The 25,677-nt window shown below is 36.5% G+C and carries 26 protein-coding genes; 19 read left to right on the top strand and 7 right to left on the bottom strand.

Annotated elements, in window-relative coordinates:
- The first annotated feature begins 155 nt into the window (after positions 1-155).
- The 3 genes from cccA (at position 156) to ACFFIX_RS00975 (ending at position 2,499) form a co-directional block, all read left to right on the top strand.
- Positions 156-515 (top strand): cytochrome c550, encoded by a 360-nt coding sequence (cccA, locus tag ACFFIX_RS00985; RefSeq protein WP_378929591.1) that lies wholly within the window; start codon positions 156-158, stop codon positions 513-515.
- Positions 516-670: 155 nt separating this feature from the next.
- A complete protein-coding gene (locus ACFFIX_RS00980; RefSeq protein ID WP_378929589.1) occupies positions 671-1,381 on the top strand; it encodes a tRNA (adenine(22)-N(1))-methyltransferase in 711 nt (236 codons plus the stop codon).
- Positions 1,378-2,499 (top strand): Nif3-like dinuclear metal center hexameric protein, encoded by a 1,122-nt coding sequence (locus ACFFIX_RS00975; protein WP_378929587.1) that lies wholly within the window; start codon positions 1,378-1,380, stop codon positions 2,497-2,499. The genes ACFFIX_RS00980 and ACFFIX_RS00975 overlap by 4 nt, the downstream gene beginning before the upstream one ends.
- Before the next feature lie 35 nt (positions 2,500-2,534).
- On the opposite strand, the gene ACFFIX_RS00970 is transcribed toward ACFFIX_RS00975, so the two are convergent.
- Together ACFFIX_RS00970 and vrrA are read right to left on the bottom strand one after the other, a co-directional pair.
- A complete protein-coding gene (locus tag ACFFIX_RS00970) occupies positions 2,535-3,482 on the bottom strand; it encodes a 4-hydroxy-3-methylbut-2-enyl diphosphate reductase (protein WP_378929585.1) in 948 nt (315 codons plus the stop codon).
- 95 nt (positions 3,483-3,577) lie between these two features.
- Positions 3,578-4,159, bottom strand: a complete 582-nt coding sequence (vrrA, locus tag ACFFIX_RS00965; RefSeq protein WP_378929583.1) for a VrrA/YqfQ family protein — start codon at positions 4,157-4,159, stop codon at positions 3,578-3,580.
- Positions 4,160-4,339: 180 nt separating this feature from the next.
- Between vrrA and ACFFIX_RS00960 the strand changes: the two genes are divergently transcribed.
- Positions 4,340-5,662 (top strand): DEAD/DEAH box helicase, encoded by a 1,323-nt coding sequence (locus ACFFIX_RS00960; protein ID WP_378929581.1) that lies wholly within the window; start codon positions 4,340-4,342, stop codon positions 5,660-5,662.
- Positions 5,663-5,673: 11 nt separating this feature from the next.
- Positions 5,674-6,567: a deoxyribonuclease IV gene (locus tag ACFFIX_RS00955; RefSeq protein ID WP_378929579.1), complete on the top strand. Its 894-nt coding sequence runs from the start codon at positions 5,674-5,676 to the stop codon at positions 6,565-6,567.
- 81 nt (positions 6,568-6,648) lie between these two features.
- Here the strand turns inward: ACFFIX_RS00955 and ACFFIX_RS00950 are convergent, their stop codons facing one another.
- Positions 6,649-6,903, bottom strand: a complete 255-nt coding sequence (locus ACFFIX_RS00950; protein ID WP_378929578.1) for a DUF2624 domain-containing protein — start codon at positions 6,901-6,903, stop codon at positions 6,649-6,651.
- A gap of 217 nt (positions 6,904-7,120) precedes the next feature.
- Here ACFFIX_RS00950 and ACFFIX_RS00945 point away from each other — a divergent pair, with 217 nt between their 5' ends.
- Genes ACFFIX_RS00945 through zur form a run of 3 tightly spaced genes read left to right on the top strand, consistent with a single transcriptional unit; the run spans position 7,121 to position 9,159 of the window.
- Positions 7,121-7,888, top strand: a complete 768-nt coding sequence (locus ACFFIX_RS00945) for a metal ABC transporter ATP-binding protein (RefSeq protein ID WP_378929576.1) — start codon at positions 7,121-7,123, stop codon at positions 7,886-7,888.
- Between the two features lie 18 nt (positions 7,889-7,906).
- Complete coding sequence (locus ACFFIX_RS00940) at positions 7,907-8,740, top strand: metal ABC transporter permease (protein WP_378929574.1); 834 nt, start codon at positions 7,907-7,909, stop codon at positions 8,738-8,740.
- Positions 8,741-8,748: 8 nt separating this feature from the next.
- Complete coding sequence (gene zur / locus ACFFIX_RS00935) at positions 8,749-9,159, top strand: zinc uptake transcriptional repressor Zur (protein ID WP_378929572.1); 411 nt, start codon at positions 8,749-8,751, stop codon at positions 9,157-9,159.
- A gap of 56 nt (positions 9,160-9,215) precedes the next feature.
- Here the strand turns inward: zur and ACFFIX_RS00930 are convergent, their stop codons facing one another.
- On the bottom strand, positions 9,216-9,794 hold the full coding sequence (locus ACFFIX_RS00930; protein WP_378929570.1) for a hypothetical protein: 579 nt from the start codon (positions 9,792-9,794) through the stop codon (positions 9,216-9,218).
- Between the two features lie 220 nt (positions 9,795-10,014).
- Between ACFFIX_RS00930 and ACFFIX_RS00925 the strand changes: the two genes are divergently transcribed.
- Both ACFFIX_RS00925 and ACFFIX_RS00920 read left to right on the top strand, forming a co-directional pair.
- Positions 10,015-10,416, top strand: a complete 402-nt coding sequence (locus ACFFIX_RS00925) for a DUF308 domain-containing protein (RefSeq protein WP_378929567.1) — start codon at positions 10,015-10,017, stop codon at positions 10,414-10,416.
- An 81-nt stretch (positions 10,417-10,497) separates the two neighbouring features.
- On the top strand, positions 10,498-10,746 hold the full coding sequence (locus ACFFIX_RS00920; protein WP_378929564.1) for a hypothetical protein: 249 nt from the start codon (positions 10,498-10,500) through the stop codon (positions 10,744-10,746).
- A gap of 83 nt (positions 10,747-10,829) precedes the next feature.
- On the opposite strand, the gene ispG is transcribed toward ACFFIX_RS00920, so the two are convergent.
- Together ispG and yqfZ are read right to left on the bottom strand one after the other, a co-directional pair.
- On the bottom strand, positions 10,830-11,933 hold the full coding sequence (gene ispG / locus ACFFIX_RS00915) for a flavodoxin-dependent (E)-4-hydroxy-3-methylbut-2-enyl-diphosphate synthase (RefSeq protein WP_378930342.1): 1,104 nt from the start codon (positions 11,931-11,933) through the stop codon (positions 10,830-10,832).
- Between the two features lie 147 nt (positions 11,934-12,080).
- On the bottom strand, positions 12,081-12,416 hold the full coding sequence (gene yqfZ, locus ACFFIX_RS00910) for a protein YqfZ (RefSeq protein WP_378929561.1): 336 nt from the start codon (positions 12,414-12,416) through the stop codon (positions 12,081-12,083).
- Positions 12,417-12,603: 187 nt separating this feature from the next.
- Here yqfZ and ACFFIX_RS00905 point away from each other — a divergent pair, with 187 nt between their 5' ends.
- On the top strand, positions 12,604-14,361 hold the full coding sequence (locus ACFFIX_RS00905; protein ID WP_378929558.1) for a methyl-accepting chemotaxis protein: 1,758 nt from the start codon (positions 12,604-12,606) through the stop codon (positions 14,359-14,361).
- A 69-nt stretch (positions 14,362-14,430) separates the two neighbouring features.
- On the opposite strand, the gene ACFFIX_RS00900 is transcribed toward ACFFIX_RS00905, so the two are convergent.
- Positions 14,431-15,207 (bottom strand): DUF1189 domain-containing protein, encoded by a 777-nt coding sequence (locus ACFFIX_RS00900; protein ID WP_378929555.1) that lies wholly within the window; start codon positions 15,205-15,207, stop codon positions 14,431-14,433.
- Positions 15,208-15,444: 237 nt separating this feature from the next.
- Here ACFFIX_RS00900 and ACFFIX_RS00895 point away from each other — a divergent pair, with 237 nt between their 5' ends.
- From ACFFIX_RS00895 to pstA, 8 genes are all read left to right on the top strand, one after another.
- Complete coding sequence (locus ACFFIX_RS00895) at positions 15,445-17,076, top strand: Na/Pi cotransporter family protein (protein ID WP_378929552.1); 1,632 nt, start codon at positions 15,445-15,447, stop codon at positions 17,074-17,076.
- 258 nt (positions 17,077-17,334) lie between these two features.
- A complete protein-coding gene (locus tag ACFFIX_RS00890) occupies positions 17,335-17,817 on the top strand; it encodes a DUF456 domain-containing protein (protein ID WP_378929549.1) in 483 nt (160 codons plus the stop codon).
- 199 nt (positions 17,818-18,016) lie between these two features.
- Entirely contained in the window at positions 18,017-18,625 is a 609-nt protein-coding gene (locus ACFFIX_RS00885; protein WP_378929546.1) for a superoxide dismutase, read from the top strand.
- 309 nt (positions 18,626-18,934) lie between these two features.
- Positions 18,935-20,227 (top strand): MFS transporter, encoded by a 1,293-nt coding sequence (locus ACFFIX_RS00880; RefSeq protein ID WP_378929543.1) that lies wholly within the window; start codon positions 18,935-18,937, stop codon positions 20,225-20,227.
- Positions 20,228-20,356: 129 nt separating this feature from the next.
- Entirely contained in the window at positions 20,357-22,465 is a 2,109-nt protein-coding gene (locus ACFFIX_RS00875) for a peptidoglycan D,D-transpeptidase FtsI family protein (RefSeq protein ID WP_378929540.1), read from the top strand.
- Positions 22,466-22,755: 290 nt separating this feature from the next.
- Positions 22,756-23,754, top strand: coding sequence for a PstS family phosphate ABC transporter substrate-binding protein (locus tag ACFFIX_RS00870; protein WP_378929537.1), 999 nt, complete (start codon positions 22,756-22,758; stop codon positions 23,752-23,754).
- A 76-nt stretch (positions 23,755-23,830) separates the two neighbouring features.
- Complete coding sequence (gene pstC, locus ACFFIX_RS00865) at positions 23,831-24,772, top strand: phosphate ABC transporter permease subunit PstC (RefSeq protein WP_378929535.1); 942 nt, start codon at positions 23,831-23,833, stop codon at positions 24,770-24,772.
- 1 nt (position 24,773) lies between these two features.
- Entirely contained in the window at positions 24,774-25,652 is an 879-nt protein-coding gene (gene pstA, locus ACFFIX_RS00860; RefSeq protein ID WP_378929532.1) for a phosphate ABC transporter permease PstA, read from the top strand.
- Positions 25,653-25,677 lie beyond the last annotated feature (25 nt).

The following is a 25,677-nucleotide window of genomic DNA, read 5'->3' as shown; positions in this document are numbered from 1 at the left end:
AAATTTGGTGAAGTTTTTTTGTCTAATTCGTGAAAAACATGGTCAAGTTATAAGATAGGTCTTTCGTTTAGAGAGATTTTAAAGTAAAATAGAGTTTGTTTAAATCAATTAAAAAGAAGTACTTACGAAGTTATTTACATAAGGGAGGTTACATGATGAATCGCAATCCACTTATTCCATTTGCACTTATAGCTGTTGTAGGAATCGGCCTTATGTTCCTTTTTTCATTCAAGGGTCTTGGTGATCATGAAGAGTTAGCAAAAGGCGATGAAGAACCTAAACAAGAAGACGTTGCAAACGCTTCACCTGAAGAAATATATCAACAAAATTGTATTAGTTGCCATGGTCAAGCCTACGAAGGTGGCGCAGGCCCGAGTCTAATCGGTGTTGGCGACAAAAAAAGTGCTGATGAAATTAAAGTTACTCTTCAAAACGGACAAGGCATCATGCCAGCTGGTTTAGTTCCAGAAGACAAGCTTGATGAAATGGCTGAATGGGTTTCGAAAATTAAATAAAAACCCTTTCTAGCTTATGGCAAGAAAATAAAGTGCGGTCCTTTGCAATTGTGAAGGACTTTTTTTATTATTGAGGGAGTAACACAATCGAGCCTCCCTCAGTATACGAAAGTTTTAAAGATAATCAATAAGAAAGAATTGTGGTGAATCAATGAATGAATGAATTAAAACTTTCCAAACGCTTAGAAACCGTAGCAAACTTTATTCCTAAAGACGCGATTGTTGCTGATATAGGTTCTGATCATGCATATCTACCTTGTTACGCTGTGCTAAATGGAATTGCTAAGAGTGCCATTGTAGGGGAAATTACTGAAGGTCCCTTTCAGTCTTCAAAAAAACAAGTACAAAAGAGTGAGTTAGCAGACTCTGTTATCGTGCGCAAAGGTGATGGTTTAGAAGTACTTCGTAAAGGAGAAGTTACTTGTATTACCATAGCTGGAATGGGTGGAGCTTTAATTCATAAAATTCTCGAAGAAGGTAAAGAAAAGCTAGAGGGTGTCGTGCGTCTTATCCTTCAACCGAATATAAATGCGAGTGTCATTCGATCTTGGCTGTTAGAAAATGAATGGCAGTTGATAGCAGAAGAGATTCTCGAAGAAGATGACAAAATCTACGAAATACTCGTTGCAGATAGAGGAGACCCTAAAATACCTTATCATGAGACTTCATTAGATGCTGGTCTATTATTTGGTCCTTTTTTAATGAAAGATCAACAAAATCCCTTTAAGAAAAAATGGTTACAAGAATGTGAACATTGGAAAACGATTGTAGAAAAATTAAACCAAGCGGCAAACACACCAGAAAACAATCGGAAAAGGAATGAATTAATTCATCAAATAGAGCTTGCTAAGGAGGTTTTAAAATGAGCAAAGTTCCAAACGGATTTGAGGTCATTAGCTTATTCGAATCATTTTCTCCAAAAGCGTATGCAGTGGAGGGAGATAAGATAGGCCTACAAATTGGAACGCTTAACAAACCAATTAAACAAATCATGGTTACGCTTGATGTGCTTGAAGAAGTGGTTGATGAAGCAATTGCTAAAAATATTGACTTAATTATCGCCCATCATCCACCGATTTTCCGACCACTTAAACAGCTAACGACAGACAGCGCTCCCGGGAGAATACTAGAAAAATGTATGAAGCACGACATTGCCGTCTATGCAGCTCATACTAATTTAGATGTGGCAACTGGTGGTGTAAATGATTTGTTAGCCGAACTACTTGGTCTTACCGATACAAAGGTTTTAGTGCCTACCTATGCGGAAACGTTTAAAAAACTAGTTGTTTTTGTACCAGAGGCTCATGAGGAAGTAGTTAGGGATGCACTTGGCAACGCTGGTTGTGGGCACATTGGAAATTATAGTCATTGTGCGTTTTCGACTGCTGGAAAGGGAAGCTTTCTCCCGCTGGAAGCTGCAAAACCGTTTATTGGTGAAAAAGGAAATATGGAATATGTCAATGAGATTAGAATCGAGACCGTTCTTCCGGCATCAATAGAAAATCGTGTTGTAAAAGCAATGCTTGCTGCTCATCCATATGAAGAGGTTGCTTTTGATCTATATCCTCTAAATCAGCAAAAAGAATCACTTGGTCTTGGACGAATAGGCGAGCTAGAAAAGGAAATGACACTTACTCAATTTGCTGAACATGTAAAACGTGTATTTGACGTTGAAAACGTAAGAATGGTTGGGAAACCTACCGATGTGGTGCGTAGAGTGGCAGTCTTGGGTGGAGATGGGAACAAGTATATTCAGCAAGCGAAATTTAAGGGTGCTGATGTGTATGTAACAGGTGATCTATACTTTCACGTTGCACACGATGCCATGATGCTTGGACTGAATGTAATTGACCCAGGACATCATGTTGAAAAGGTGATGATCAATGGCGTAACAAAGGTTTTACTATCAATGTGTGATGAAAAAGGATATGAAGTGAGTGTACTTCCGTCTGAAGTGGACACCAATCCTTTTACGTTTATTTAATCAAAGCAAAAAAATAAGGTAGCCAGTGGGCTACCTTATTTTTTTGCTATTTTTACCTTTGGCAAGATTTTTTGCAATGGGATGTTAAACGATCTACCCCATGTTAATTCGTCGTTTGGATCATATTGTTCGAGAAACTTAATCACTTCTTTTGTAATAGGAGTTGGAGTGGATGCTCCAGCTGTAATAGCTACCTTTTCAACGCCTACAAGCCATTCTAATTTAAGCTCACTGATATCGGAAATTCTGTACGCTTTTGTGCCAGCAATATCCTCTGAGACTTGTGCAAGACGATTTGAGTTATTGCTTTTTGGATCACCAACAACAATCGTCAAGTCCGCTTCTCCCGCTTGTTCAGCAACAGCCTCTTGTCGGACCTGTGTAGCCAAGCAGATTTCACGATGCACTTCAACATGTGGGTATTGTTCTTTTACCATATCCATAATGTCAGCAACGTCCCATTGACTCATCGTTGTTTGATTGGTTACGACTATCTTTTCACTAATAAGATTTAATGCTTGAACATCTTCTGGTGTTTCGACAAGGTGTACAATTTCTGGAGCAACACCAACAGCACCTTCTGGTTCTGGGTGGCCTTTTTTCCCGATATAAATTACTTGATAACCCGCTAATTCTTTTTCTCGAATCAAGTCATGCGTTTTAGTAACATCAGGACAGGTTGCATCAAGTGTTACAAGCCCTTTGTCTGCAGCAATCTTTCGTACCTCTGGTGAAACACCATGTGCTGTAAAAACAATTGTGCCTTTGTCTACTTTTTCAAGGATTTCTAAACGATTACTTCCGTCTAATGTAATGATGCCATCATCTTCGAAAGCGTCTGTTACATGTTTATTGTGAACAATCATCCCAAGGATATAAATTGGCCTTGGTAAAGATTTATCTAATGCAGCATTTTTAGCGATAACCATGGCATCGACTACACCGTAGCAATACCCACGTGGAGCAATTTTTATAACTTCCATTTTGCTTCCTCCTTAAGAGAATATGGTAAGGAGAGCTAACTCTCATAATCTCTTAATAGTATAGCGGACAATGGGGTATATTACAAAGAAGAATATTAAACGTACATCTTCGGGCTTGAGCTTTTCGGAATTTTTTTATCAGAATTTTGCCTATTTTTTGATGTAGAGAGTGGCTGAGTAGATGAATGAACTTCCTTTTCTTTTTCCAAGTTAGCGATGGTAGGTGAATCTTCATTTGAAACACTAGGTTCTGTTGGTGAGTCATCAGAATTGCTGTTTTTTAACTCACTATAAATTTTAATCATCGCAGGTAAATTTTTCACGAGTGGTCCATACTGCTGCACCATTGGTGTAACCTGTTGCGCCATTCCGAGCACTTTTTGAACATTTCCAAGCATACTAGAGAGATTTGCCGGGCTTGCTAAGCTTTGGAGCCCCCCAGTTGCCTGAGCCGCTCCGGCAATTCCTTGAACACCTTGGGTACCTGGTAGAAAACGAGACAGTATCCCTTTTAACCCCCCAGCACCTCTTCCCGCTGTTTGAGGAGCTATGAATTGTTGCTGTCCACCCATAAATGAACCACCAAATGGCTGTCCTCCCATTGGAGGGAGTTGCCTAGTAGGCGTTGGGAAAAATCCACGAGAATTCATTGGAGGTAATGGTCTTTGCTGAAACATCTTTAATTCCTCCTTTCTAATTGCGTTACCTACCTATAAACTATGCAACTGGACTCTAAAATGTTTTTAATAAAAGGCACGATGATTTTTTATCTTGTTTAAGTTTCTACCAAGATCGTTTATAATGTAATGATGGGTTGATAAAGAAATAGATCCTTTATCAAGAAGGAGATGAAAGAAATGGAAGAAACAAAATTTAATCGGTTTGCTTTTAAACCATTTATTATAGAAGCAATTACGAAAGAACTAAAATTTCATGAACCAACAGAAATTCAAGAGCGACTAATTCCTTCTATTAAAAAAGGAGAAAGCGCCATTGGTCAATCTCAGACAGGTACTGGAAAAACACATGCGTATTTACTTCCACTACTAGATAAAATTGATCCTTCAAAATCAGAGGTTCAAGTGGTTATAACAGCGCCAACGCGTGAATTGGCGACGCAAATTTATCAAGAAGTAGTAAAAATCACCTCGTTTTGTGCAGAAGGTGAAAAAATTACTGCTAAGAATTTTATTGGTGGAACAGATAAGGTACGTACAATTGAGAAATTAAAAGTTCAACCACAAATTGTTGTCGGTACGCCAGGTAGAATTAGTGATTTAGTTAAGGAAAAAGCATTGTTTGTTCACACAGCAATTGCATTTGTTGTAGATGAAGCAGATCTTATGCTAGATATGGGATTCATCAAGGATGTGGATGCAGTTGCTAGTCAAATGCCAGAAAAGCTGCAAATTCTAGTTTTCTCTGCTACAATTCCGGAAAAACTGAAGCCATTTTTAAAGAAATATTTAAAAAATCCTAAGTTTACACATGTTGCACCAAAACAGGCAACAGCTGCTAATATTCAGCATGTGTTAGTTCCGGCAAGACACCGTAATAAAACAAATTTAGTTTATGAAATGCTGAAATCCTATAATCCTTACTTGGCAATTGTGTTTACAAACACGAAGAAAAAGACGGATGAGGTAGCAGATGCCCTCGTAGCTAAAGGGTTAAAAGTTGGCCGAATTCATGGTGACTTATCGCCACGTGAACGGAAAAAAATGATGAAGGATATCAATGAATTAGTCTATCAATACGTTGTAGCTACAGATTTAGCTGCCAGGGGAATTGATATTGAAGGTGTTAGTCATATTATCAATTATGAATTACCGATTACAGATCTTGAATTTTACATTCATCGTGTCGGTAGAACGGCAAGAGCTGGAACCTCTGGAATTGCTGCAACGATCTATGAACCAAGTAATGATGATGCACTGATTAAGCTTGAGAAACTTGGGATTGAATTTGTTAACATGGACTTAGTGAACGGAGAATGGAAAACAACCGTCGACCGTAATCGTCGTCACAAACGAGTTAAACAAGGCGACAATGTCGATGCGAAAGCTAAAACAATGGTGAAGAAGCCTAAGGGTGTGAAACCTGGGTATAAGAAAAAACTGAATTACGAAATGGAACAAATTAAAAAGAGACAAAGAAGATTAGATCGTAAAGGGAAGTAAGGAGGAGTAAGATGCTTAAAATTGGATCACATGTTTCAATGAGCGGAAAAGATATGCTACTCTCAGCCAGTGAAGAAGCAGCCTCATACGGAGCGAATACGTTTATGATCTACACGGGTGCTCCACAAAACACAAGACGAAAAAAAATTGAGGACCTCAATATTGAAGCGGGACAAGCACATATGAAGGAACATGGTATGGTTGATATCGTTGTGCATGCACCTTATATTATTAATATTGGAAACTCAGTAAACCCTGCAACATTTCAGCTTGGAGTCGATTTCCTTCGTTCCGAAATTAGTCGAACAGATGCGCTAGGTGCCAGACAAATCGTTCTTCATCCAGGTGCACATGTTGGGGCAGGAGCAGACGTCGGAATACAGAAAATAATCGAAGGATTAAACGAAGTTCTCGAACAAAACCAAAACGTGCAAATTGCCTTAGAAACAATGGCAGGCAAAGGCACTGAATGTGGTCGCTCCTTTGAAGAGCTCGCAAAAATAATTGATGGAGTCACACACAATCAGAACTTGTCTGTTTGTTTTGATACATGTCATACACACGATGCTGGATACAATATTATTGAAGATTTTGACGGTGTGTTAGCAGAATTCGATTCAATCATCGGAATTAACCGAATCAAAGTATTGCACATCAACGATAGCAAAAACCCAATGGGGGCAAAAAAAGACCGACACGAAAACATAGGCTTTGGTGAAATTGGGTTTAACGCGCTAACTAAAATTATCCATCATCCACAATTAATGGATGTTCCTAAAATCCTTGAAACACCATTTGTCGGAGAAGATAAAAAGTACAAAAAACCACCATACAAGTTTGAAATAGCCATGCTTAAACAACAAGAATTCGATAAAGAGGTACTTGAAAAGATACTGAATCAATAAAAAAGCTGTCGCGATGACAGCTTTTTTTAATACCATAATTTATATAATTCTAGACTTAGCTTTTTCTTATTTATAAGTATCTTATCCAATGAATTGCATAAAGATTTGATTCACTTGTTCCGCAGTTCGAGGAGATGTTATGTTTGCAATATTTTGTAGCAGTTTGCCTCGTTCAGTTTGATTAAATAGGTTAATGTTTTTACCCCGTATTAATTTGACTACCTCAACTGCCTGTGGGCGCCCAATTGGAATGTTATACTGGCTAGCATATTGCATTAATTCCTCGGTTGTAATATTATTTAACTTTTGATTAACAATTCTTTGAAATAAAATCACACTCATTCCTCCTCTCAAACACAATGTATGGAGGAAGTATCTTTTAGGTGCAGGTTTACTTGTGAAATTGCCTATAAAATCTTATTGAATCTAACAGTGCTTCTTTTCTTTACAAGTAGATGAAATTCATGTATACTTCTTATGTTATAGGAGATAGAAGGGTATGCATTTCTTACAACTGGAAATTAAATCGTAACGATTCTTATATTTACAAAGGATGAGTTCAATGAAGCCAATAATTGAAATTAAAGATCTTACTTTCACATATGACCGTCAAAAGGTATTAGAAAACATTAATCTCGTGATTCAAGAGGGATCTTTTTTAGGTCTTGTTGGACCAAACGGATCGGGAAAAACAACATTGTTGAAATGCTTACTAGGCTTATTAAAGCCTCAGCAGGGACAGATCAAACTCTTTGAGCAAGACATTCGGAAATTTAAAAGCTGGCATGAAGTTGGCTTTGTTTCTCAAAAAGCAAGCAGCTTCAATACAGGGTTTCCGGCATCTGTTTTTGAAGTTGTATCAAGTGGTTTAACTTCAAAGCTGGGATTATTTAAAGTGATGAATCAACAGCATCGTCAAAAAGTTCTTCAAGCAATTGAGGCAGTGGGACTTTCTGATCTTGCCCGGAAAAACATTGGTGAACTTTCAGGTGGTCAGCAACAACGTACCTTTATTGCACGAGCACTAGTGAGTGATCCAAGATTATTAATTTTAGATGAGCCTACTGTTGGTGTTGATGCACAAACGGTCCAAAGTTTTTATGAAATGCTACAGGATTTAAATAAGCGGCTTGGAATTACCCTTATCCTCGTAACTCACGACATAAGCACAATTTCTGATAAGGTTTCACATGTTGCCTGTTTAAATAAGCATTTACACTTTCACGGCAAATCACAAGAATTCGAAGCAATCAAAGACCATGATCTATCAGAGTTTTATGGTCATTCCCTTCATGTATTAACCCATGATCATGCCCATTAGACCGGAGGAACAAGTGAAATGTTGAACAGTCTTTTTCAATATGAATTTTTACAAAATGCGTTTATAGCTGGTATCCTAATTGGACTTATTGCTCCACTGTTAGGTGTATTCGTCGTTGTTAGAAGACTATCACTTATTGCAGATGCTTTAAGTCATGTTACATTAGCTGGAATTGCCGCAAGCTTATTGCTTGAGAAAAAGGTTGCAGGATTCGCGGGATTAAACCCAATTTATTTAGGAATGGGCTTTTCAGTTGTAGGCTCACTTTTTATTGAAAAACTACGTGCAGTTTATAAGCATTATCAAGAATTAGCAATTCCAATAATACTGTCGACTGGAATTGGAATAAGCGTTATTTTTATTTCTTTAGCAGATGGTTTTAATACGGATTTATTTAGTTATTTATTTGGAAGTGTTAGCGCCGTTTCTAAAGCGGACTTATCGATTATTATAGCAATTACAATTTTTGTTTTAATTGTTGTTTTTGCTCTCTACAAAGAACTTTTTCTTTTGTCGTTTGATGAAGAACATGCTGATGCATCTGGTATCCATTCAAAGTGGATTCATTTCATTTTTATTCTCACTGTTGCATTGGTGATCGCAGGTTCGATGCGAATTGTGGGGATTTTATTAGTATCTTCACTTATGACACTGCCAGTTGCTGCAAGTATTCGAATTGCAAAAGGGTTTAAGCAAGCGATATTCTTTTCTGTACTATTTGGAGAGATATCTGTTATTATTGGATTATTCCTAGCTTATTATTTAGATTTAGCACCAGGTGGTACAATTGTTGTGCTATCAGTACTGATCCTTGTGCTAACCATTTTGTGGACAAAATTGAAAAAGGGGTAAAATGTTTCATGAATGTTCAAGGTGCACTGAATTTAATGAAAGACAAAGGGTATAAATATACAAATAAACGTGAGGAAATGCTTCAGCTTTTTGCTGATTCTGATAAGTACTTAACAGCTAAAGACGTTCTAGAATTCATGAAGGATGACTATCCTGGCTTAAGCTTTGACACTATTTATCGAAATCTTTCCCTGTTTGCTGAACTTGGTATTTTTGAGATGACAGAGCTCTCTGGCGAAAAGCACTTTCGCTTTACATGTAGTTCATCAAATCATCACCATCATTTCATTTGTTTAAAATGTGGAAAAACAAAAGAAATTTCGTCATGTCCGATGGAAAAACTACCCGATAATTTAAGTGGCTATGAAGTAAGTGGACACAAATTTGAAATTTATGGAACATGTCCTAGCTGTAATTAAAAAGAGCGTGCAGAGAAAATCTGCACGCTCTTTTGTTGTTTAGTCTATCAGCTACATTAACCAATTTGCACAGCAGATTCATACCAACTGTTTACCCATTTCTTAGCTTCTAACCAGTTATTCACGCGAATGACATTCCTCGGAACTGGGTCTTGATTATAAGGAGTGTTAAATAGGATAACTGGGATATTATTTTCTTCGCTTATCATACATGCATTGTCGTGCTTGTCCTCAAAAAAAACAGAAATGTTGTGTTGTTTGACTGAAGCAAGTTTGTCATGAGTGCCAATTAATTCAATATGATGATAAAAAAGTTCTGTGTTTTTAAACCATTCATGTGTTATTTCTAATAAATGCTTTCTTCTGGCACTAATAAAAATTAATTGATGCTCATTTTTCCATTCATCAAGAACCTGTTTGGCATTAAGAGCCATTGGTGCCTCATTGTAAATAATTGGTTCAAACTCGTCCATCCATTTCCAAAAGTCTTCTTGAGTAATGTTTAACACTTTTGTTAAATCATATTCGACCAAATCTTCGAAGGTTATATTTAAGTTAAACGACTTATTTAAATAAGGGACAAATGTTTCAGGTGAAGTAACTGTTCCATCTATATCAATTCCTAAACGCAACATGCTTATGCTCTCTCCTTCGTTGATTTGCTTTTATAAGTTTAACACACCTCGTTTGACACATACAGAAAACTTTAACAGTCATATAACACCCACACCTATCTCATACTATAAATGTTCCTTTATCATCTATAAGAAAGTACTTCTTAAGGTAAAGGTTCAGATTTAAGATTCTCCAGGCGACTTTTTCATATGATTTAACCTTAGAAAGTGAGGGATCTTGATGCCAGACGAAAAAGATTACGACTACCATGGAAGCGTAAATCGTTACGATAATCGGGACAACCCTGAATATAAGGGAATACCAGAGATAGAAAAGGATAACTTATATCATGAAGAAACAGCTGCTGAACTTGCAGCCCCTATCCCACTTGGTAGAGACAGGGAATATAAATCTGTTGAGGATAGAGGGGATGGGCGTGTCAATGAAGGGAAAGGTACAGGGTACCTCGGCATTGCGCTCTCCATCATTTCATTGTTCATGCTCCCAGTCATTCTCGGTGCTGCTGGGATTATCGTAGGATTCATTGCACGAAGAAGAGGCGCAAAAACGTTAGGTGCATGGGCAATCGGCATAGGTGCAGCTTCACTCGTATTAGGAATCTTTATCCTCCCATTTTTTTAAAAAAAGTGAATGTAAGTAGGGGCTGGCTCAGAATGAGTCAGTCCCTAAGTAATGATATAAATTAAATGAAGGTGTGAACGTATGGATAATCAAGATCAAAAAGTAATAAATGCTAATGAGCAAATTCAAAAACAATTCTATGATCGAGAAACTGCAACTGATATGGACTATCTTAGTGATCAGACTCATCAGAGTAAGGAAACAATGGAAGCCAACATGAACATCCAAAATCGTTTTTATAGTGATAAAAAACGGGATTCGATTACTTTTTATAGTAACAACAATATGGCTGCTGTGTTTATGAATGAAGATGAGAAGAAAACAGATTAAGTAATTCAAAAAGCACTACAAAAAAGCAACTTCAGTGACCTTCAATTATGAAAGTCATATCTGAAATTGCTTTTATTTTAAATTCAGACTTCTAATTCAGCTTTTTCAAGTGCTTGTTTTGCATAATGCTCTTCTGCAAGTTTATCTATTTCCTTTTTTAGTTCTTCAACCATTGTCGCCTCAGGTACTTTACGAACAATTTCACCCTTCATAAACAATAACCCTTCACCACGTGCACCAGCAATTCCTATATCTGCTTCACGCGCTTCACCAGGTCCATTTACTGCACAGCCTAAAACGGCTACTTTAATCGGAGCTTTAATTGTTGAAATGTATTCCTCAATTTCGTTTGCAATGCTGATTAGATCAATTTCAATTCTGCCACAGGTTGGGCAAGAAATGAGTGTTGCTGCATTTGAAGCAAGACCAAATGATTTCAAAAGCTCACGAGCAACTTTTACTTCTTCAACGGGGTCTGCACTCAGAGAAATTCGAAGCGTGTTCCCAATCCCTTTACTTAATATTGCCCCTAAACCAGCTGCACTTTTAACAGTTCCAGCAAAAAGCGTGCCTGACTCGGTAATTCCTAAATGAAGAGGGTAGTCAAAAGCTTTAGCTGCTTTTTCATAAGCTTCAATAGCAAGCGGGACATCTGAAGCCTTCATCGACACGATAATATCGTGAAAATCTAGTTCTTCAAGAATTTTGATATGATGCAGTGCGCTTTCAACCATTCCATCTGCAGTTGGGTACCCGTATTTTTCAATAATCTTCTTTTCTAAAGAGCCAGCGTTAACTCCAATACGAATTGGGATGCCCTTTGCTTTTGCAGCTTTCACAACCGCTTCAACTTTTTCTCTGCGCCCGATATTACCAGGGTTGATACGGATTTTATCTGCTCCACCCTCAATCGCAATAAGAGCAAGTTTATAATCAAAATGAATATCAACAACTAATGGAATGTTGATTCGTTTTTTTATTTCACTAATCGCATTAGCCGCACGTTCATCTGGACACGCCACACGAACAATTTGACAGCCTGCTTCTTCTAAACGATTGATTTCTGCAACCGTTGCTTCCACATCATGCGTTTTTGTAGTCGTCATACTCTGGATGACTAATTCATTATTGCCACCAATTGTAAGGTTTCCTACTTTTACAGGGCGTGTTTTGGTACGATGTATGATTTCACTCACGTGTAAATCGCTCCTTAGTAACGTAATAATTCATCTGCTTCATTTATGTTACTTAAAAAAGAATATTTTAGCTAGTAAATGTACTTTCCATCAACCATTTTACAGGGAGCCTATGAAATTGACAAGGAATTAACAGTGTTAATTTGTGTACTTTTGGAATTTGTAAGTTGATCCAATCGTAATTGATTCTGCTTTCTCACCAGGATTTAATTTTTCAAAATCAGAAATAATTGTTTCAATGGAGACGGGTAGGGAAGAATGTGTTCGTTCAATTATAGACAATACGGTATCGCCCTCATTTATTTTCACTTCAAAATAGTTAATGTCTGTATCGATGGTTTCTTGAGAAGTAGTTGGTACAGAAGACTCTTCTTTAGTTGGTGTAGCTGAAGTTGGCAGAGTTCCAGATGAAAAATCATAATAGATAATATAGCTTAAAAATAGGGCTAGGACCAGGACAGCTAGACGTTTCACGTGAATTCCCCCAAAATGTAAGGTGTTTATCCTAACAATATGCTTGTCCACTAAAAATATTCTCAAAATAAATACTTGTTTTCACCGATATCTTCGACAAATTCCTCGAAACTTAATAATTAGTTTACACTAGCTTAATATTTCCCTGTCATAATTTTAGTTGAATCCGACTTAAGGAGTGTCAAGTATGAAAATAAGACTAAATTTTGCGGGGCTTTTTAAGCGTAAACGTCCATTTGTAAAGAATAACAAGGTTGAAAGTCCTGGTATTAATGGATTGTTTCATAATGTGAGTTTACAGCTTAGATTAATTCTTTTAGTTTTAACACTGTTAATCACATCAGTTTGTATAGTAGGTTTTACTTCTTATTCAAAGGCAAAAGATACGACAATGGAAATAATCGAAAATCGGTTAGAAAGGGAAGTAAATACAACCAATGAAATTTCTGCAAACTTAATCTATGCGTTTATTGGGAACGAAGAAGGTTTTTTTGAAAAATTTAATAAATCAGTCGTAACAAATCAATCTTCTCAATTGATTCAAGACGGATTAGCTGCCGAATTTTTTCTAATAAAAGATAGCAAAGTTGAACCAATGGATCTAAATAAAAATACGAAACTTACTTTTACAGAGAAACAAGTAAATGAAATCATAAACAAGGATCAAGGAATTCTACATAAACAGATTAGTGGAACGGATTACACGTTATCTTTTAAAGAGATTCAAGAACTAAAAGGGATATTTTTAATTGCAGTTCCGACTGAGAGTTATATGGGAACAATTAATGAATTAGCTGAATTTACTGGTCTTATTGTCTTAATAAGCGTATTGATTACAACAATTCTATTAATTTTTTTGGTAAGAAGCTTAACAAATCCTCTTTCTGCTCTCCGTGATTCGATGAGGAAGGCGAGAAATGGAGATTTATCCGAAAATGTCGATGTTTCAACAAACATCCCTGAAATTAACTCTCTGATAAAGAGCTTTAATCAGATGATGGATCAAATGAGGATGATGATTACGAATATTAACCAAACAACTTCAAATTTATCCTTGACTGGTGATCAGTTAAGGGAGTCTTCAGAAGAAGTGTTGCAACAAAATGGACAACTTGTTGAAGCAATTAAAGTTGTTAAAACAGGAGCGGAACAAACCGCATTAGGATCCGACGAGAATGTCATGACATTTCAAGAAATGAAAAGTGAGATCAGCTTAGTGTTACAAAACATGGATTACTTATTTAATAGTGCAGCAGATATGAACAACTCTGCAAATAAAGGTGAAAGCAATATCTCTCAAATGATCAATACGATGAATACATTTGAACGAGAATTTGAAAAGATGACGAAAACGATAAGAGGAGTAAAAGACAATTCTCTTACGATTACAAGAGTAGTGGGAATCATTCAGTCAATTGCTGAACAAACAAAACTATTAGCATTGAATGCGACAATAGAAGCAGCGAGAGCAGGAGAAGCTGGAAAAGGATTTGCGGTAGTAGCAAATGAGGTTCGTAAATTAGCAGATCAGTCATCAACAGCAACAGAAGATATCACGGGGTCAATTAAACAAATGGAACAAATTTCGGAACAGGCTTCGAAAGAATTTGAATCGATGCTTGTGAATATTCATTCTCACTTAATTGTTGCAAATGACTCAAGAGAATCTTTTGACATGTTAATGTCTGAAATAACAAATGTAAATGAAAAGCTTTCTGGAATGAAAGACCGTATTCAGCAATTAAATGGCTCTATGCCAAAGATGGAGCAATCGGCAGAGAACTTTGTCTCAGTTTCTCAAGAAACGTTGGCAAGTGCCGAGCAAATGATTGCAACTTCTGAAGACCAAATGGACCAAGTAAAAAGAACACATGAAATAGGTCTAACATTAACAGAATTATCACGATCCCTTTCTAATAGTACAAAGCAATTTAAATTAAGTTAAATGAATACGTAAAATGGGGCTAACTGCTTAAGAGTTAGCCCCATTTACGTCTCTAAGTATTAAATTATATCAAGCCTTTAACTTATTTTTTGAAGGTGGAATTTCTTTTATGACTAAATATAGTACGATAAGGTGAACGAACCAGTTGATTAACAGACCACCTGGTACAGGGGCATTAATTGCCTCCATGATTGTAAAGAAAATTGTGGCTAACGTAATAGCATAGGCAGACATTACCCACAGTTGCTTAAAATTTACTTTTCTATTTAAGCTATTCTTTAGCGCCGATCCAAACAAAGCTAGAATCGTAATTTCAATAAACTTTGTTGCAGATGTGAAGAGATACATTGAAATAAAGAGTAAAGATAAAATAATTGGTAAAAGACTATTGAATTGTTTCATATAACTGATCATTTCTTCCTTCGTAAGGTCCATGTTCAGTAATTGATATTCATAAGTTTGGGCCACACCATTTGAAGATAATACAAATTGATTCTGTAAAAAACCAATTGCATTATGTTTTTTCTCAATAGCTTCAACATTAAAGGACCCAGTTGGATCAAACACGACGATGAATTCATCTTTACGAATTTCTATCGGTTTGTTTTGATCGGAAATGAGAGTTCCATCTTGGATCGAAAAATCTGGTAACTCATCTTGCAAAGTTTGGTCAAAACCTGTTAATCCATTAATTAGACCGTTGCTCATGTTTATTGCAATTGGTAAGGTAGCCAATAGAGACAACAAGAAGACAAATAGAATTGTTTTACCAATTCCTTGAAATCGAAAAAGTGATATTGACTTTGGTGAATAAATGCTTTTGATTAGTTGCTGAAAAATATTCATTATGTAGACACATCCTTCCCTGAGGTAATCCGTTGTTTATTTTATATCTCCAGGTACTGAAACACAAGAATTATGGTGCATTTGTAATGAAAAGTCTCTCGAACCTCTATTTAATGATTAATTGTAAATCATTGTGAGTAATATCAAAAATATCTTTACATTAAAACAACATTTCGTTAATAATTGTAAGGGTTGTTGAAAAATGTCGAAAGAAGAAAATTTGAGGGGTTGAAAACATTGGAAATTGATATCCAAAAGATGATTTTTGAATTCATCGGTGGTCTTGGGATATTTTTATTTGGTATAAAATACATGGGTGACGGACTGCAAAAATCTGCAGGTGACAAACTCCGTGATATTTTGGACAAGTTTACAACGAATCCATTAATGGGTGTGCTTGCGGGCATTTTTGTGACAGTTCTTCTACAGACGAGTTCAGGTACTACCGTGTTAACCGTTGGACTGGTTAGTGCTGGCTTTATGAATTTAAGGCAAGCGATCGGTGTTATTATGGGGGCAAACATTGGAACCACGATGACAGCATTTATCATTGGAATCAATATTACCGATTTTGCCCTTCCGATTATATTTGCGGGCGCAGTTTTGTTATTTTTCTTTAAGAATAAAAAATTACATAATATCGGACAGATTGTCTTTGGATTTGGTGGATTATTCTTTGGTCTCGAGTTAATGGGGAATGGGATGAAGCCATTGCAAACTCTCGAAGCGTTCCACGAATTAACGTTAAGTATGAGTTCAAATCCACTACTTGGTGTGTTAGTAGGCACCTTATTTACGGTCATTGTCCAGAGTTCAAGCGCAACAATTGGTATTCTCCAAGAACTCTTTGGCCAAGGCTTAATAGATATGAATGCAGCCTTACCTATACTATTTGGTGATAACATTGGAACAACTATTACAGCAGTACTTGCTTCTATCGGTGCGTCTGTTGCGGCTAGAAGAGCAGCGCTTACACATGTTATTTTCAACTTAATTGGAACAGCATTGATATTAATAATTTTACCACTGTTCACCACATTAATTACGAATATACAAAGTAACTTAGATTTAAACCCTGAAATGACAATAGCATTTGCACACGGGATTTTTAACACGGGAAATACGTTTATTCAGCTACCATTTATCGGTGCATTAGCTATCCTTGTTACAAAGCTAATACCTGGAGAAGATTCAATTATTGCTTATAAAGCAAAGCATTTAGATCCTTTGTTTATAGAACAATCCTCTTCTATTGCATTAGGACAAGCCAAGGAAGAGATTCTCCGTATGGGTAACTTTGCGATTATCGGACTGGAAGAGGCGAATAATTACTTAAAAACAAATCTAAAAAAGCATTCAGAAATGTCACTTCAACTTGAGGATGCAATCAATAATTTAGACCGGAAAATTACAGATTATCTAGTTTTGATATCAAGAAGTGAAATGTCAATTACGGAATCTGAAGAACATAGTATGCTGATGAACACTGTTCGAGATATTGAACGGGTTGGTGATCATTTCGAAAACATTGTCGAGCTTGTCGACTATAAGCAATCAAACAAAGTAAAACTGACTGAAAGCGCAATGGAAGACCTTGACGGTATGTTTACCATAACAATAGAAACAGTTAAAGATGCAATTACAGCTCTTGATGATAAAAATACAAGTCTAGCTTCAAAGGTATTAAAATCAGAAGAACAAATCGATATGCTTGAGCGTACTTTACGGAAAAAACATATCTTGCGTATTAATGAGGGAGCTTGTACTGGGCAAGCGGGGATTGTATTTGTGGATATTGTAAGCAATTTAGAACGAATCGGAGATCACTCTGTCAACATAGCGGAGGCTGTACTCGGTTACAGGAAATAAGTGTTAAATTGTAATTAACAAGATATAATGTAAGCAATGGTCTAGCGCCTTTGCTTATTTTTTATATATCACCAGAATTTATATAGACTTAGTCTGCTTTTCTGAATCCAGCTCCAGCGCCTAGACCCTCGAGGTCATAAGTCAATTCTAAATTGAAGGCAAAGAACGCCTTCTATTTAGAATCGTCTTATGCTATGCCTAAGTCTGAACAAGGCGCTTGCGCTTTTTTTAATAGTACATTTTCTAAAGGAGCTTACCATGGATTTTATTTATTGGACCCTTATAATTTTAATGTTTATTATTGCATTCATAGGACTTGTATATCCAATTATCCCAAGTGTTGTATTTGTTGTGTTGGGTTTTTTACTTTATGGGTGGTTTTATAGTTTTGACGAGTTATCAGTCATTTTTTGGATCGTTCAAGGTCTGTTTGTTGGTATTCTTTTTGCGGCAGATTATTTGACAAACTTAATTGGAATCAAACGTTTCGGTGGAAGTAAAGCTGCGATTTGGGGAAGTACGATCGGTTTACTTGTTGGTCCATTTATTATTCCTTTTCTAGGCGTTATTTTAGGACCATTTATTGGAGCAGTTCTTGCCGAATTAATTGTAAGCAAAAAAGACTTAAAAACTGCGACGAAAATTGGAATTGGATCATTAATCGGCTTTATTTCTGGTGTTTTTGCTAAAACAATTGTTCAGTTAATCATGATTAGTTACTTTCTTATCTTAGTATTATAGTTTAAATGGAACAATGGCTTATGAATAGAGAGAAGCCTCGTTCGTACTGTAATTGGCGAATACAAAATACGTTTTGCCGATACTGAAGAATATAAACTTGTTCATACGGGTCTTTAAAATTGAAAGATACGGACAAATTTGGTAATCTGAAAGAGAAGTTTATTTTGAGTACATATACCAACTTAGGAGGAGATTTTAAATGGCTTATGAATTACCGCAATTACCTTACGCTTATGATGCTTTAGAGCCTCATATCGACAAAGAAACAATGAACATTCACCACACGAAACACCATAACACGTATATCACGAATGTAAATGCTGCTTTGGCAGGTCACGATGAGCTTTTAAGCAAAAGTGTAGAGGAGCTTGTTTCTAATTTAGATGCTGTTCCAGAAGCTGCTCGTACAGCTGTACGCAACAATGGTGGTGGACATGCTAACCATAGCTTATTCTGGACAATTCTTTCTCCAAATGGTGGCGGTGAACCAACAGGTGAACTTGCTGAAAAGATCAACAGCAAATTTGGTAGCTACGAAAACTTTAAAGAAGAATTTGCAAAAGCTGGTACAACTCGCTTTGGTTCAGGATGGGCTTGGCTAGTTGTTAACAACGGTGAATTAGAAGTAACAAGCACACCCAACCAAGACTCTCCATTAATGGAAGGTAAAACTCCTGTTCTTGGATTAGATGTTTGGGAGCATGCTTACTACTTAAATTACCAAAATCGTCGTCCTGACTACATTGCATCTTTCTGGAATGTTGTAAACTGGGATGAAGTAACAAAGCGTTACGACGCAGCAAAGTAATTATTTCTTGAAAGAAAACGCAGATCAGACTTGTTGATCTGCGTTTTTTTGTGTTGTATTACGAATTTATAAAATTCTTGAACTGTGGATAGCGGTTCTGCAAACAGCTTCGATCCACTGGACGTGCTAGTGCAGTTATGGCGATTGACGTCGCGTTTTTGACTACCAGCGCCTAAACCCTCGAGGTCATAAGGCTGACCAAGGGCTTGCGCTCTTTTATGATAAAAAACCTAAACAATTCTTATAAAAATACATATCTCCCCTTTCATTACACAGACTATTCATTAGACATCGAAGGGGAGTAGTTTTATGTTTAAATTGCAAAAGTTATTTGGAGAAGTTGAGGTTAACCGAGATTTGATGCTTTTATTATTAATTGGTGGCTTATATTCGTTGAGTATTGCTTTGTCCAATACATTTGTAAATATATACTTATGGAAGCAATCGGGTGAGTTCATTGATCTAGCTATTTACAATTTATCAATCGTTGTCATGCAGCCAATTACATTTATAATAGCGGGCAGAATTGCAAAAAAAATTGACCGCGTTGTTGTTCTTAGATTAGGTGTTACTTTCTTAGCTGTATTTTTTATAGGAGTATTAATCATTGGAGAGTCCGCCTCAAACTACCTCGTTCTGTTAGGAGGTACTCTAGGTGTGGGCTACGGTTTTTATTGGCTTGCATTCAACGTGTTAACATTTGAAATTACAGAACCTGAAACAAGAGATTTTTTTAATGGATTTTTAGGAATACTAACTAGTATTGCAGGAATGGTAGGTCCAATTGTTGCCGGTTTTGTGATCTCAAGATTAACCAATTTTAATGGATATACAGTCATCTTCACGATCTCACTATTGTTGTTTTCTGGTGCCGTTATTTTAAGTTTTTTTTTGAAACGAAGACCCGCCGGAGGCATCTATTTATTTAAACGGATACTTCAAGAACGGAAAAATGACAGGAACTGGAGTCTAATTACAAAAGCTCATTATTTTCAAGGTTTAAGAGAAGGAACGTTCATCTTTGTTATCGGTGTATTTGTCTTCATTACAACTGGTAGTGAACTAGCACTTGGTACCTTTGGTTTAGTAAACTCCGCAGTAGCTTTTGTTTGCTATTATCTTGCTACAAGAATTATTAAGAAAAAAATGAGAAAAAAATCAATTCTAATTGGTGGTCTCCTTGTATACGTAAGTATCTTTTTAATCTTGTTTGATCTAAGTTACACAAAACTGCTGATTTATGCAGCGATAATTGCTGTTGGTTACCCAATGCTATTAGTTCCTTACATCTCGTTAACATATGATGTTATTGGCCGAGCTTGGAATGCCGGAGAGGCACGTATTGAATATATCGTTGTTCGAGAACTCTTTTTAAACATGGGAAGAGTAACTTCAATCCTTTGTTTCATTATTGCGATAACCTTTTTTAATGAAAAACAGAGTATCCCTATTCTACTCTCAATCATCGGTGCAGGCCATGCATGTATTTATCTCTTTATTAGAAAGATTGAATTAAGCGAAATAAAATCAGATGAAACAATGGAAGAAGACGGACAGAAACATATGCCTGAACCGAATCTTGTAGATGGGGAAAGTGGATAGCGTATTACAATCTTATGACAGTTGTCGGAAAATCTAGAAAAGTGTCGAAAAATATCATAAAATATAAAGTAGATGCCTCAAGGTGTCTATTCTTTTTTTATTTATTAAAAAAATAGTGAAGGTGATGACATGGGAAAGAACAAGAAAAAGAAAGTCGTACCTTTTCGCATAAATGTCTTATTTTTTTGTGTATTCATCTTATTTTCTACGATGATCTTAAGGATAGGTGTGATTCAAATTGTTTATGGTGAAGATTACACGAACGAGGTTGAACGTACAGAGCAAGTAAACGTAAGCACTTCGGTTCCAAGAGGTAAGGTTTATGATCGTAATTATAATGCAGTTGTTGACAATCAGCCTTTAAATGCTATCACTTATACTCGTTCGAATTCGACGACCCAAGAAGAAAGACTTGAGGTTGCAAAAAAGTTAGCTGAGATCATTGAAATGGATACAAGCAAAATAACAGAACGAGATATGAAGGATTATTGGATTATCACACGACCAGAACTAGCTGAAAAGAAACTTACTGAAGAAGATCTAAAAAAAAATGATGAACAAAAGAAAGAAGACAATTGGCTCTATGAACTTCAACTTCAAAGAATAACAGAAGAAGACCTCCGTGATATTTCCGAACAGGAACTTAAGGTATTGGCAATTAAAAGGGAAATGGATTCAGGCTATGCATTAACGCCACAAATTATTAAAAATGTTGATGTAACGGTTAAGGAGTTTGCCTATGTTAGTGAACATCTAGACACTTTGCCAGGCGTCGATATTACAACAGATTGGAAAAGAAACTATGTGTTTGATAGTACACTACGAACATTATTAGGAAACATTTCATCTTCTAATGAAGGAATTCCAAGAGAACGTTTGGACTATTACTTATCCAGAGACTATAACCGTACTGACCGTGTAGGGAAAAGTTATCTTGAATATGAATATGAAGAAGTGCTACAAGGACAAAAAGAAAAGGTTAGAAATATAACGGATAAAGCAGGGAACCTCATTGAAACGGAGACCATTTCAGAGGGGAAAAGCGGCAAAGATTTAGTCTTAACTGTAGACATGGAGCTTCAACGTGAGGTTGAGAAGATTATAGAAGAAGAATTGATTAATGCAAAGAAGAAATCAGGTACTGGATTACTTGATCGTGCGTTCGTCGTGATGATGGACCCGAGAAACGGCGAAGTTTTATCGATGGCAGGGAGACAGTTTGTAAAAAATGACGAAGGAAAAACTGAACTCCAGGATTTCGCTCTTGGAGCAATGACAACCTCCTATACAATGGGTTCGGCAGTAAAAGGAGCAACGGTGTTAACTGGATATGAAACAGGCGTCATTAAGCCTGGGAGTGTTCTCTTAGATGAACCACTCTACATTAAGGATTCACAACCTAAAAAATCTTATCAAACAATGGGGAAAATAGATGACCTAACAGCATTACAACGATCATCTAACGTGTATATGTTTAAAACAGCAATTAAGATAGGAAATGGAAAGTATGAACCTAATGGACCTTTACCTATAGAAACCAAAGCATTCACAACGATGCGTAATTATTTTAGTCAATTTGGTTTGGGTGTTAAAACGGGGATTGATTTACCGAATGAAGCAACTGGTTTTACAGGTCAAGATTTTACACCTGGTTTGCTTTTGGATTTGGCAATTGGCCAATATGACACGTATACACCACTTCAATTGGCACAATATGTTTCAACGATTGCAAATGATGGATATCGAATGAGACCACAGATTGTAAAAGAAATTCGGGAACCATCTCCTAAAGAAGGGTTAGGTACAGTTGTTAAAGCAGTCGATGCAGAGGTATTAAATCGATTAGACATGGATCAATCTCAAGTTGAAAGAGTTCAAGAAGGCTTTCGCCGAGTGATGCAAGAGCAAAGAGGAACAGCTTATAGCTATTTTAGAGGAGCGGAATATAACCCTGCTGGTAAAACGGGTACAGCTCAATCTTTTTATGACGGACCGATAAAAGATAAATTTTTAGCACCTACTTATAATTTAACCCTAGTGGGCTATGCCCCACATGATAACCCGGAAATCGCATTTTCAGTCGTTGTTCCATGGGCATATGATCGTGCAAAAAATCAGCATCCGATTAATAATCTGATTGGAAAAAGAATCATGGACAAATATTTTGAACTAAAAGCGGGTCAGAATGAAGAAAAAGCACTTAATGAGCAAAAAGAAGTTATAAATGGTACCGAATAATAGATAAGCAATGAATAACAGTACATTGTTTGGTCAAAAATAAAAGCACTCTATTGGGTGCTTTTTGTATTTTTGGTTAGTTTTTAAAATTTTTCTTCAATATATGTTTAAAGTAATATTAAGCTTCAAACCGCTTTACTACAGGACAGCTAGTCTATAGGATTCCAAATTGCGACAAAGTTCATCACAAATTTACAAAAGCTTAACATTAAGTTAAAACAAAATTAATACTAAACAGTTAATCTAATACTCGTAGGACAAAACAACCACTATCTAGGGGGAATTAAGAAATGAAAAGCTTTAAATTTCTAGCAATGTCTATTATGCTATCTTCTTTACTTGCATTTGCTGCAGCTTGTGGTAACACGGAAGAGCCAGCAGAAACTAACGAAGGTACTGAAGAAGTAGAAGAAGGTACTGAAGGTGCTTCTGACGAAGAAGCTGCATTAGAAGGCGAAGTTGGAATTGACGGTTCTTCAACTGTTGCTCCAATCGGTGAAGCTGTTTCTGAAGAATTCTCAGCTGAACAGCCAAATGTTAAAGCTCCAATCGGTGTTTCTGGTACTGGTGGCGGTTTTGAGAAATTCATCGCTGGTGAAACGGATATCTCTCAAGCATCACGTCCAATTAAAGACGAAGAAAAAGCTGCTCTAGAAGAAGCTGGTATCGAATTTACTGAATTTCAAGTTGCATTCGATGGTCTATCAGTTGTTGTAAATAAAGAAAATGATTTTATAGATAAATTAACTGTTGAAGATCTTAAGAAACTTTGGATTGAAGACGGTAAAACTAAAAAATGGTCTGACATTAACCCAGATTGGCCTGCTGAAGAAGTTAAATTTTTCTCCCCAGGAACTGATTCTGGTACTTATGACTACTTCAACGAAGTAATCTTAGAAGATGAGCAAATCGCAAAAGCTGCACAACTTTCAGAAGATGATAACGTATTGGTTACAGGTGTTACTGGAAATCCAAACGGTATGGGTTACTTCGGTTATGCGTACTACTTAGAGAATAAAGACAACCTTAAAGTTGTTCCGATCGTAAATGAAGCTGGTGAAGCAGTAGAGCCTACAAACGAATCAGTTGAGTCTGGTGATTACAATCCACTTTCTCGTCCATTGTACGTTTATGTAAACAATGCTTCACTTAAAGAAAAACCACAAGTTGCTGCTTTCGTTCAATTCTATTTAGAAAATGCTGCAACACTTGCTGAAGAAGTTGGATATGTTTCACTTCCTGAGGAAGAATACACAAAACAACTTGAAACTTTAGAAGGTTTAAAATAATATATAACAATAACATAGATGAGAAGCGAGATAATTGCTTCTCATCTTCCTATGCTTTTGGAAAGGGGTTTTCAAAATGGCTTTAACAAGTGGACAAAATGTGCGAGACTTAATAAAAGAGAAAAAGTCAAAAAATAGCACAAATCAAATGATCGAGAAGTTAGTTCCTGGATTGCTTTTTGTTTTAGCTTTAATTTCAATTCTTACAACAATTGGCATTGTTTTCACACTTTTATTTGAAACGATTACTTTTTTCACTCGTGTTTCTATCATTGATTTTTTAACTCAAAAAGAATGGTATCCTTTCTTTGAAGAGAACGCTACTTACGGAATAATGGCACTTATTTCTGGAACTTTACTTATTACGCTTATCGCAATTGTTGTTGCAGTTCCAATTGGGTTGGCTTCAGCTATATTCTTGAGTGAATATGCATCAGATCGAACAAGAAGAATAATAAAACCGATATTAGAAGTTCTCGCAGGTATTCCTACAATTGTCTATGGATTCTTTGCGTTAACTTTTGTAACACCACTGTTACAGAAATTCATTCCGGATCTAGCGATATTTAATGCATTAAGTCCTGGTATAGTCGTTGGTATCATGATTGTCCCAATGATTGCTTCACTTTCTGAAGATGCCATGAGTTCAGTACCGAATTCAATGCGTGAAGGAGCACTAGCTTTAAGGGCAACCAGATTGGAAGTAGCACTTAAAGTGATCCTTCCAGCTGCAACTTCAGGAATAGTTGCGTCATTTGTATTAGGAATTTCTCGTGCCATTGGTGAGACAATGATTGTATCATTAGCTGGTGGTGCAACTCCAAAATTAAGTTTCGATCCAACTGAATCGATCCAAACGATGACAGCGTATATTGTTCAGGTTAGTTCAGGTGATGCCGGTTATGGAACAACAGTTTACTACAGTATATATGCTGTAGGGATGACCTTGTTCTTGTTCACGCTCGCCATGAATATCCTAGCACAGGTTATTTCTCGTCGTTTCAAGGAGGAATACTAATATGAAGATGATTGATAAACAACAGCTTTCAAGGAAAATGGGTACAAGACTGATAGTTAATCAACTATTCAAAGGCTTATTTCTAGTAGCCACTTCTTTTGCATTGGTCGTTTTAGCTATCCTACTTTATCGGATATTCACTCAAGGATTTAGTTATGTTTCGCTTGATTTTTTCACAAGTTTTGCTTCAAGACGACCTGAGGATTCAGGTATTAAATCAGCATTGGTTGGCTCACTATGGGTTATTGGTGTAACCATTCCAATTGCATTACTATTATCTGTTGGTACTGCATTATATTTAGAAGAATACGCAAAAAAGAATAGGATCAACACGTTTATTCAAATGAATATTTCTAATTTAGCTGGTGTACCATCAATTGTGTTTGGTTTACTTGGATTAACTGTGTTTGTTCGATTCTTTGATTTAGGTCGAAGTATTTTAGCGGGTGGATTAACGATGGCATTACTTATTTTGCCTGTAATTGTTGTAGCTTCTCAAGAGTCGATTCGTGCAGTTCCGAAAGAACTTCGTGAAGCATCACTTGGAATGGGGGCGACCAAGTGGCAAACGATTTTAAGAGTTGTTTTGCCTTCATCCATTCCGGGTATTATTACAGGAAGTATTCTTGCCTTTTCCCGTGCGATAGGTGAAACAGCGCCATTATTAGTTGTTGGGGCTTTCGCATACGTTAACTATTTACCCGAAAATGTTATGAGTACATTCACGGTTATGCCAATCCAAATATATAACTGGTCAGCACGACCACAGCCAGAGTTTCAAGATGTAGCTGCGGCTGGTATAATTGTATTATTCATATTCCTAATTGTAATGAACTCTGTTGCAGTGTTCATTCGAAATAAGTTCCAAAATCGCTATTAACTGTTTTTAAGGATGAGGGAGGTTT

This window comes from Metabacillus herbersteinensis, from assembly GCF_042433335.1.
GTDB lineage: Bacteria > Bacillota > Bacilli > Bacillales > Bacillaceae > Metabacillus > Metabacillus herbersteinensis.
This window is presented reverse-complemented; position numbering and strand designations above follow the sequence as displayed.

What these genes read in the sequence shown, in the direction of transcription:
- cccA (WP_378929591.1), top strand. Translation starts at nt 156, where the DNA reads ATGAATCGCAATCCACTTATTCCATTTGCACTTATAGCTGTTGTAGGA.
- ACFFIX_RS00980 (WP_378929589.1), top strand. Translation starts at nt 671, where the DNA reads ATGAATGAATTAAAACTTTCCAAACGCTTAGAAACCGTAGCAAACTTT.
- ACFFIX_RS00975 (WP_378929587.1), top strand. Translation starts at nt 1,378, where the DNA reads ATGAGCAAAGTTCCAAACGGATTTGAGGTCATTAGCTTATTCGAATCA.
- ACFFIX_RS00970 (WP_378929585.1), bottom strand. Translation starts at nt 3,482, where the DNA reads ATGGAAGTTATAAAAATTGCTCCACGTGGGTATTGCTACGGTGTAGTC.
- vrrA (WP_378929583.1), bottom strand. Translation starts at nt 4,159, where the DNA reads ATGTTTCAGCAAAGACCATTACCTCCAATGAATTCTCGTGGATTTTTC.
- ACFFIX_RS00960 (WP_378929581.1), top strand. Translation starts at nt 4,340, where the DNA reads ATGGAAGAAACAAAATTTAATCGGTTTGCTTTTAAACCATTTATTATA.
- ACFFIX_RS00955 (WP_378929579.1), top strand. Translation starts at nt 5,674, where the DNA reads ATGCTTAAAATTGGATCACATGTTTCAATGAGCGGAAAAGATATGCTA.
- ACFFIX_RS00945 (WP_378929576.1), top strand. Translation starts at nt 7,121, where the DNA reads ATGAGTTCAATGAAGCCAATAATTGAAATTAAAGATCTTACTTTCACA.
- ACFFIX_RS00940 (WP_378929574.1), top strand. Translation starts at nt 7,907, where the DNA reads ATGTTGAACAGTCTTTTTCAATATGAATTTTTACAAAATGCGTTTATA.
- zur (WP_378929572.1), top strand. Translation starts at nt 8,749, where the DNA reads ATGAATGTTCAAGGTGCACTGAATTTAATGAAAGACAAAGGGTATAAA.
- ACFFIX_RS00930 (WP_378929570.1), bottom strand. Translation starts at nt 9,794, where the DNA reads ATGTTGCGTTTAGGAATTGATATAGATGGAACAGTTACTTCACCTGAA.
- ACFFIX_RS00925 (WP_378929567.1), top strand. Translation starts at nt 10,015, where the DNA reads ATGCCAGACGAAAAAGATTACGACTACCATGGAAGCGTAAATCGTTAC.
- ACFFIX_RS00920 (WP_378929564.1), top strand. Translation starts at nt 10,498, where the DNA reads ATGGATAATCAAGATCAAAAAGTAATAAATGCTAATGAGCAAATTCAA.
- ACFFIX_RS00905 (WP_378929558.1), top strand. Translation starts at nt 12,604, where the DNA reads ATGAAAATAAGACTAAATTTTGCGGGGCTTTTTAAGCGTAAACGTCCA.
- ACFFIX_RS00900 (WP_378929555.1), bottom strand. Translation starts at nt 15,207, where the DNA reads ATGAATATTTTTCAGCAACTAATCAAAAGCATTTATTCACCAAAGTCA.
- ACFFIX_RS00890 (WP_378929549.1), top strand. Translation starts at nt 17,335, where the DNA reads ATGGATTTTATTTATTGGACCCTTATAATTTTAATGTTTATTATTGCA.
- ACFFIX_RS00885 (WP_378929546.1), top strand. Translation starts at nt 18,017, where the DNA reads ATGGCTTATGAATTACCGCAATTACCTTACGCTTATGATGCTTTAGAG.
- ACFFIX_RS00880 (WP_378929543.1), top strand. Translation starts at nt 18,935, where the DNA reads ATGTTTAAATTGCAAAAGTTATTTGGAGAAGTTGAGGTTAACCGAGAT.
- ACFFIX_RS00875 (WP_378929540.1), top strand. Translation starts at nt 20,357, where the DNA reads ATGGGAAAGAACAAGAAAAAGAAAGTCGTACCTTTTCGCATAAATGTC.
- ACFFIX_RS00870 (WP_378929537.1), top strand. Translation starts at nt 22,756, where the DNA reads ATGAAAAGCTTTAAATTTCTAGCAATGTCTATTATGCTATCTTCTTTA.
- pstC (WP_378929535.1), top strand. Translation starts at nt 23,831, where the DNA reads ATGGCTTTAACAAGTGGACAAAATGTGCGAGACTTAATAAAAGAGAAA.
- pstA (WP_378929532.1), top strand. Translation starts at nt 24,774, where the DNA reads ATGAAGATGATTGATAAACAACAGCTTTCAAGGAAAATGGGTACAAGA.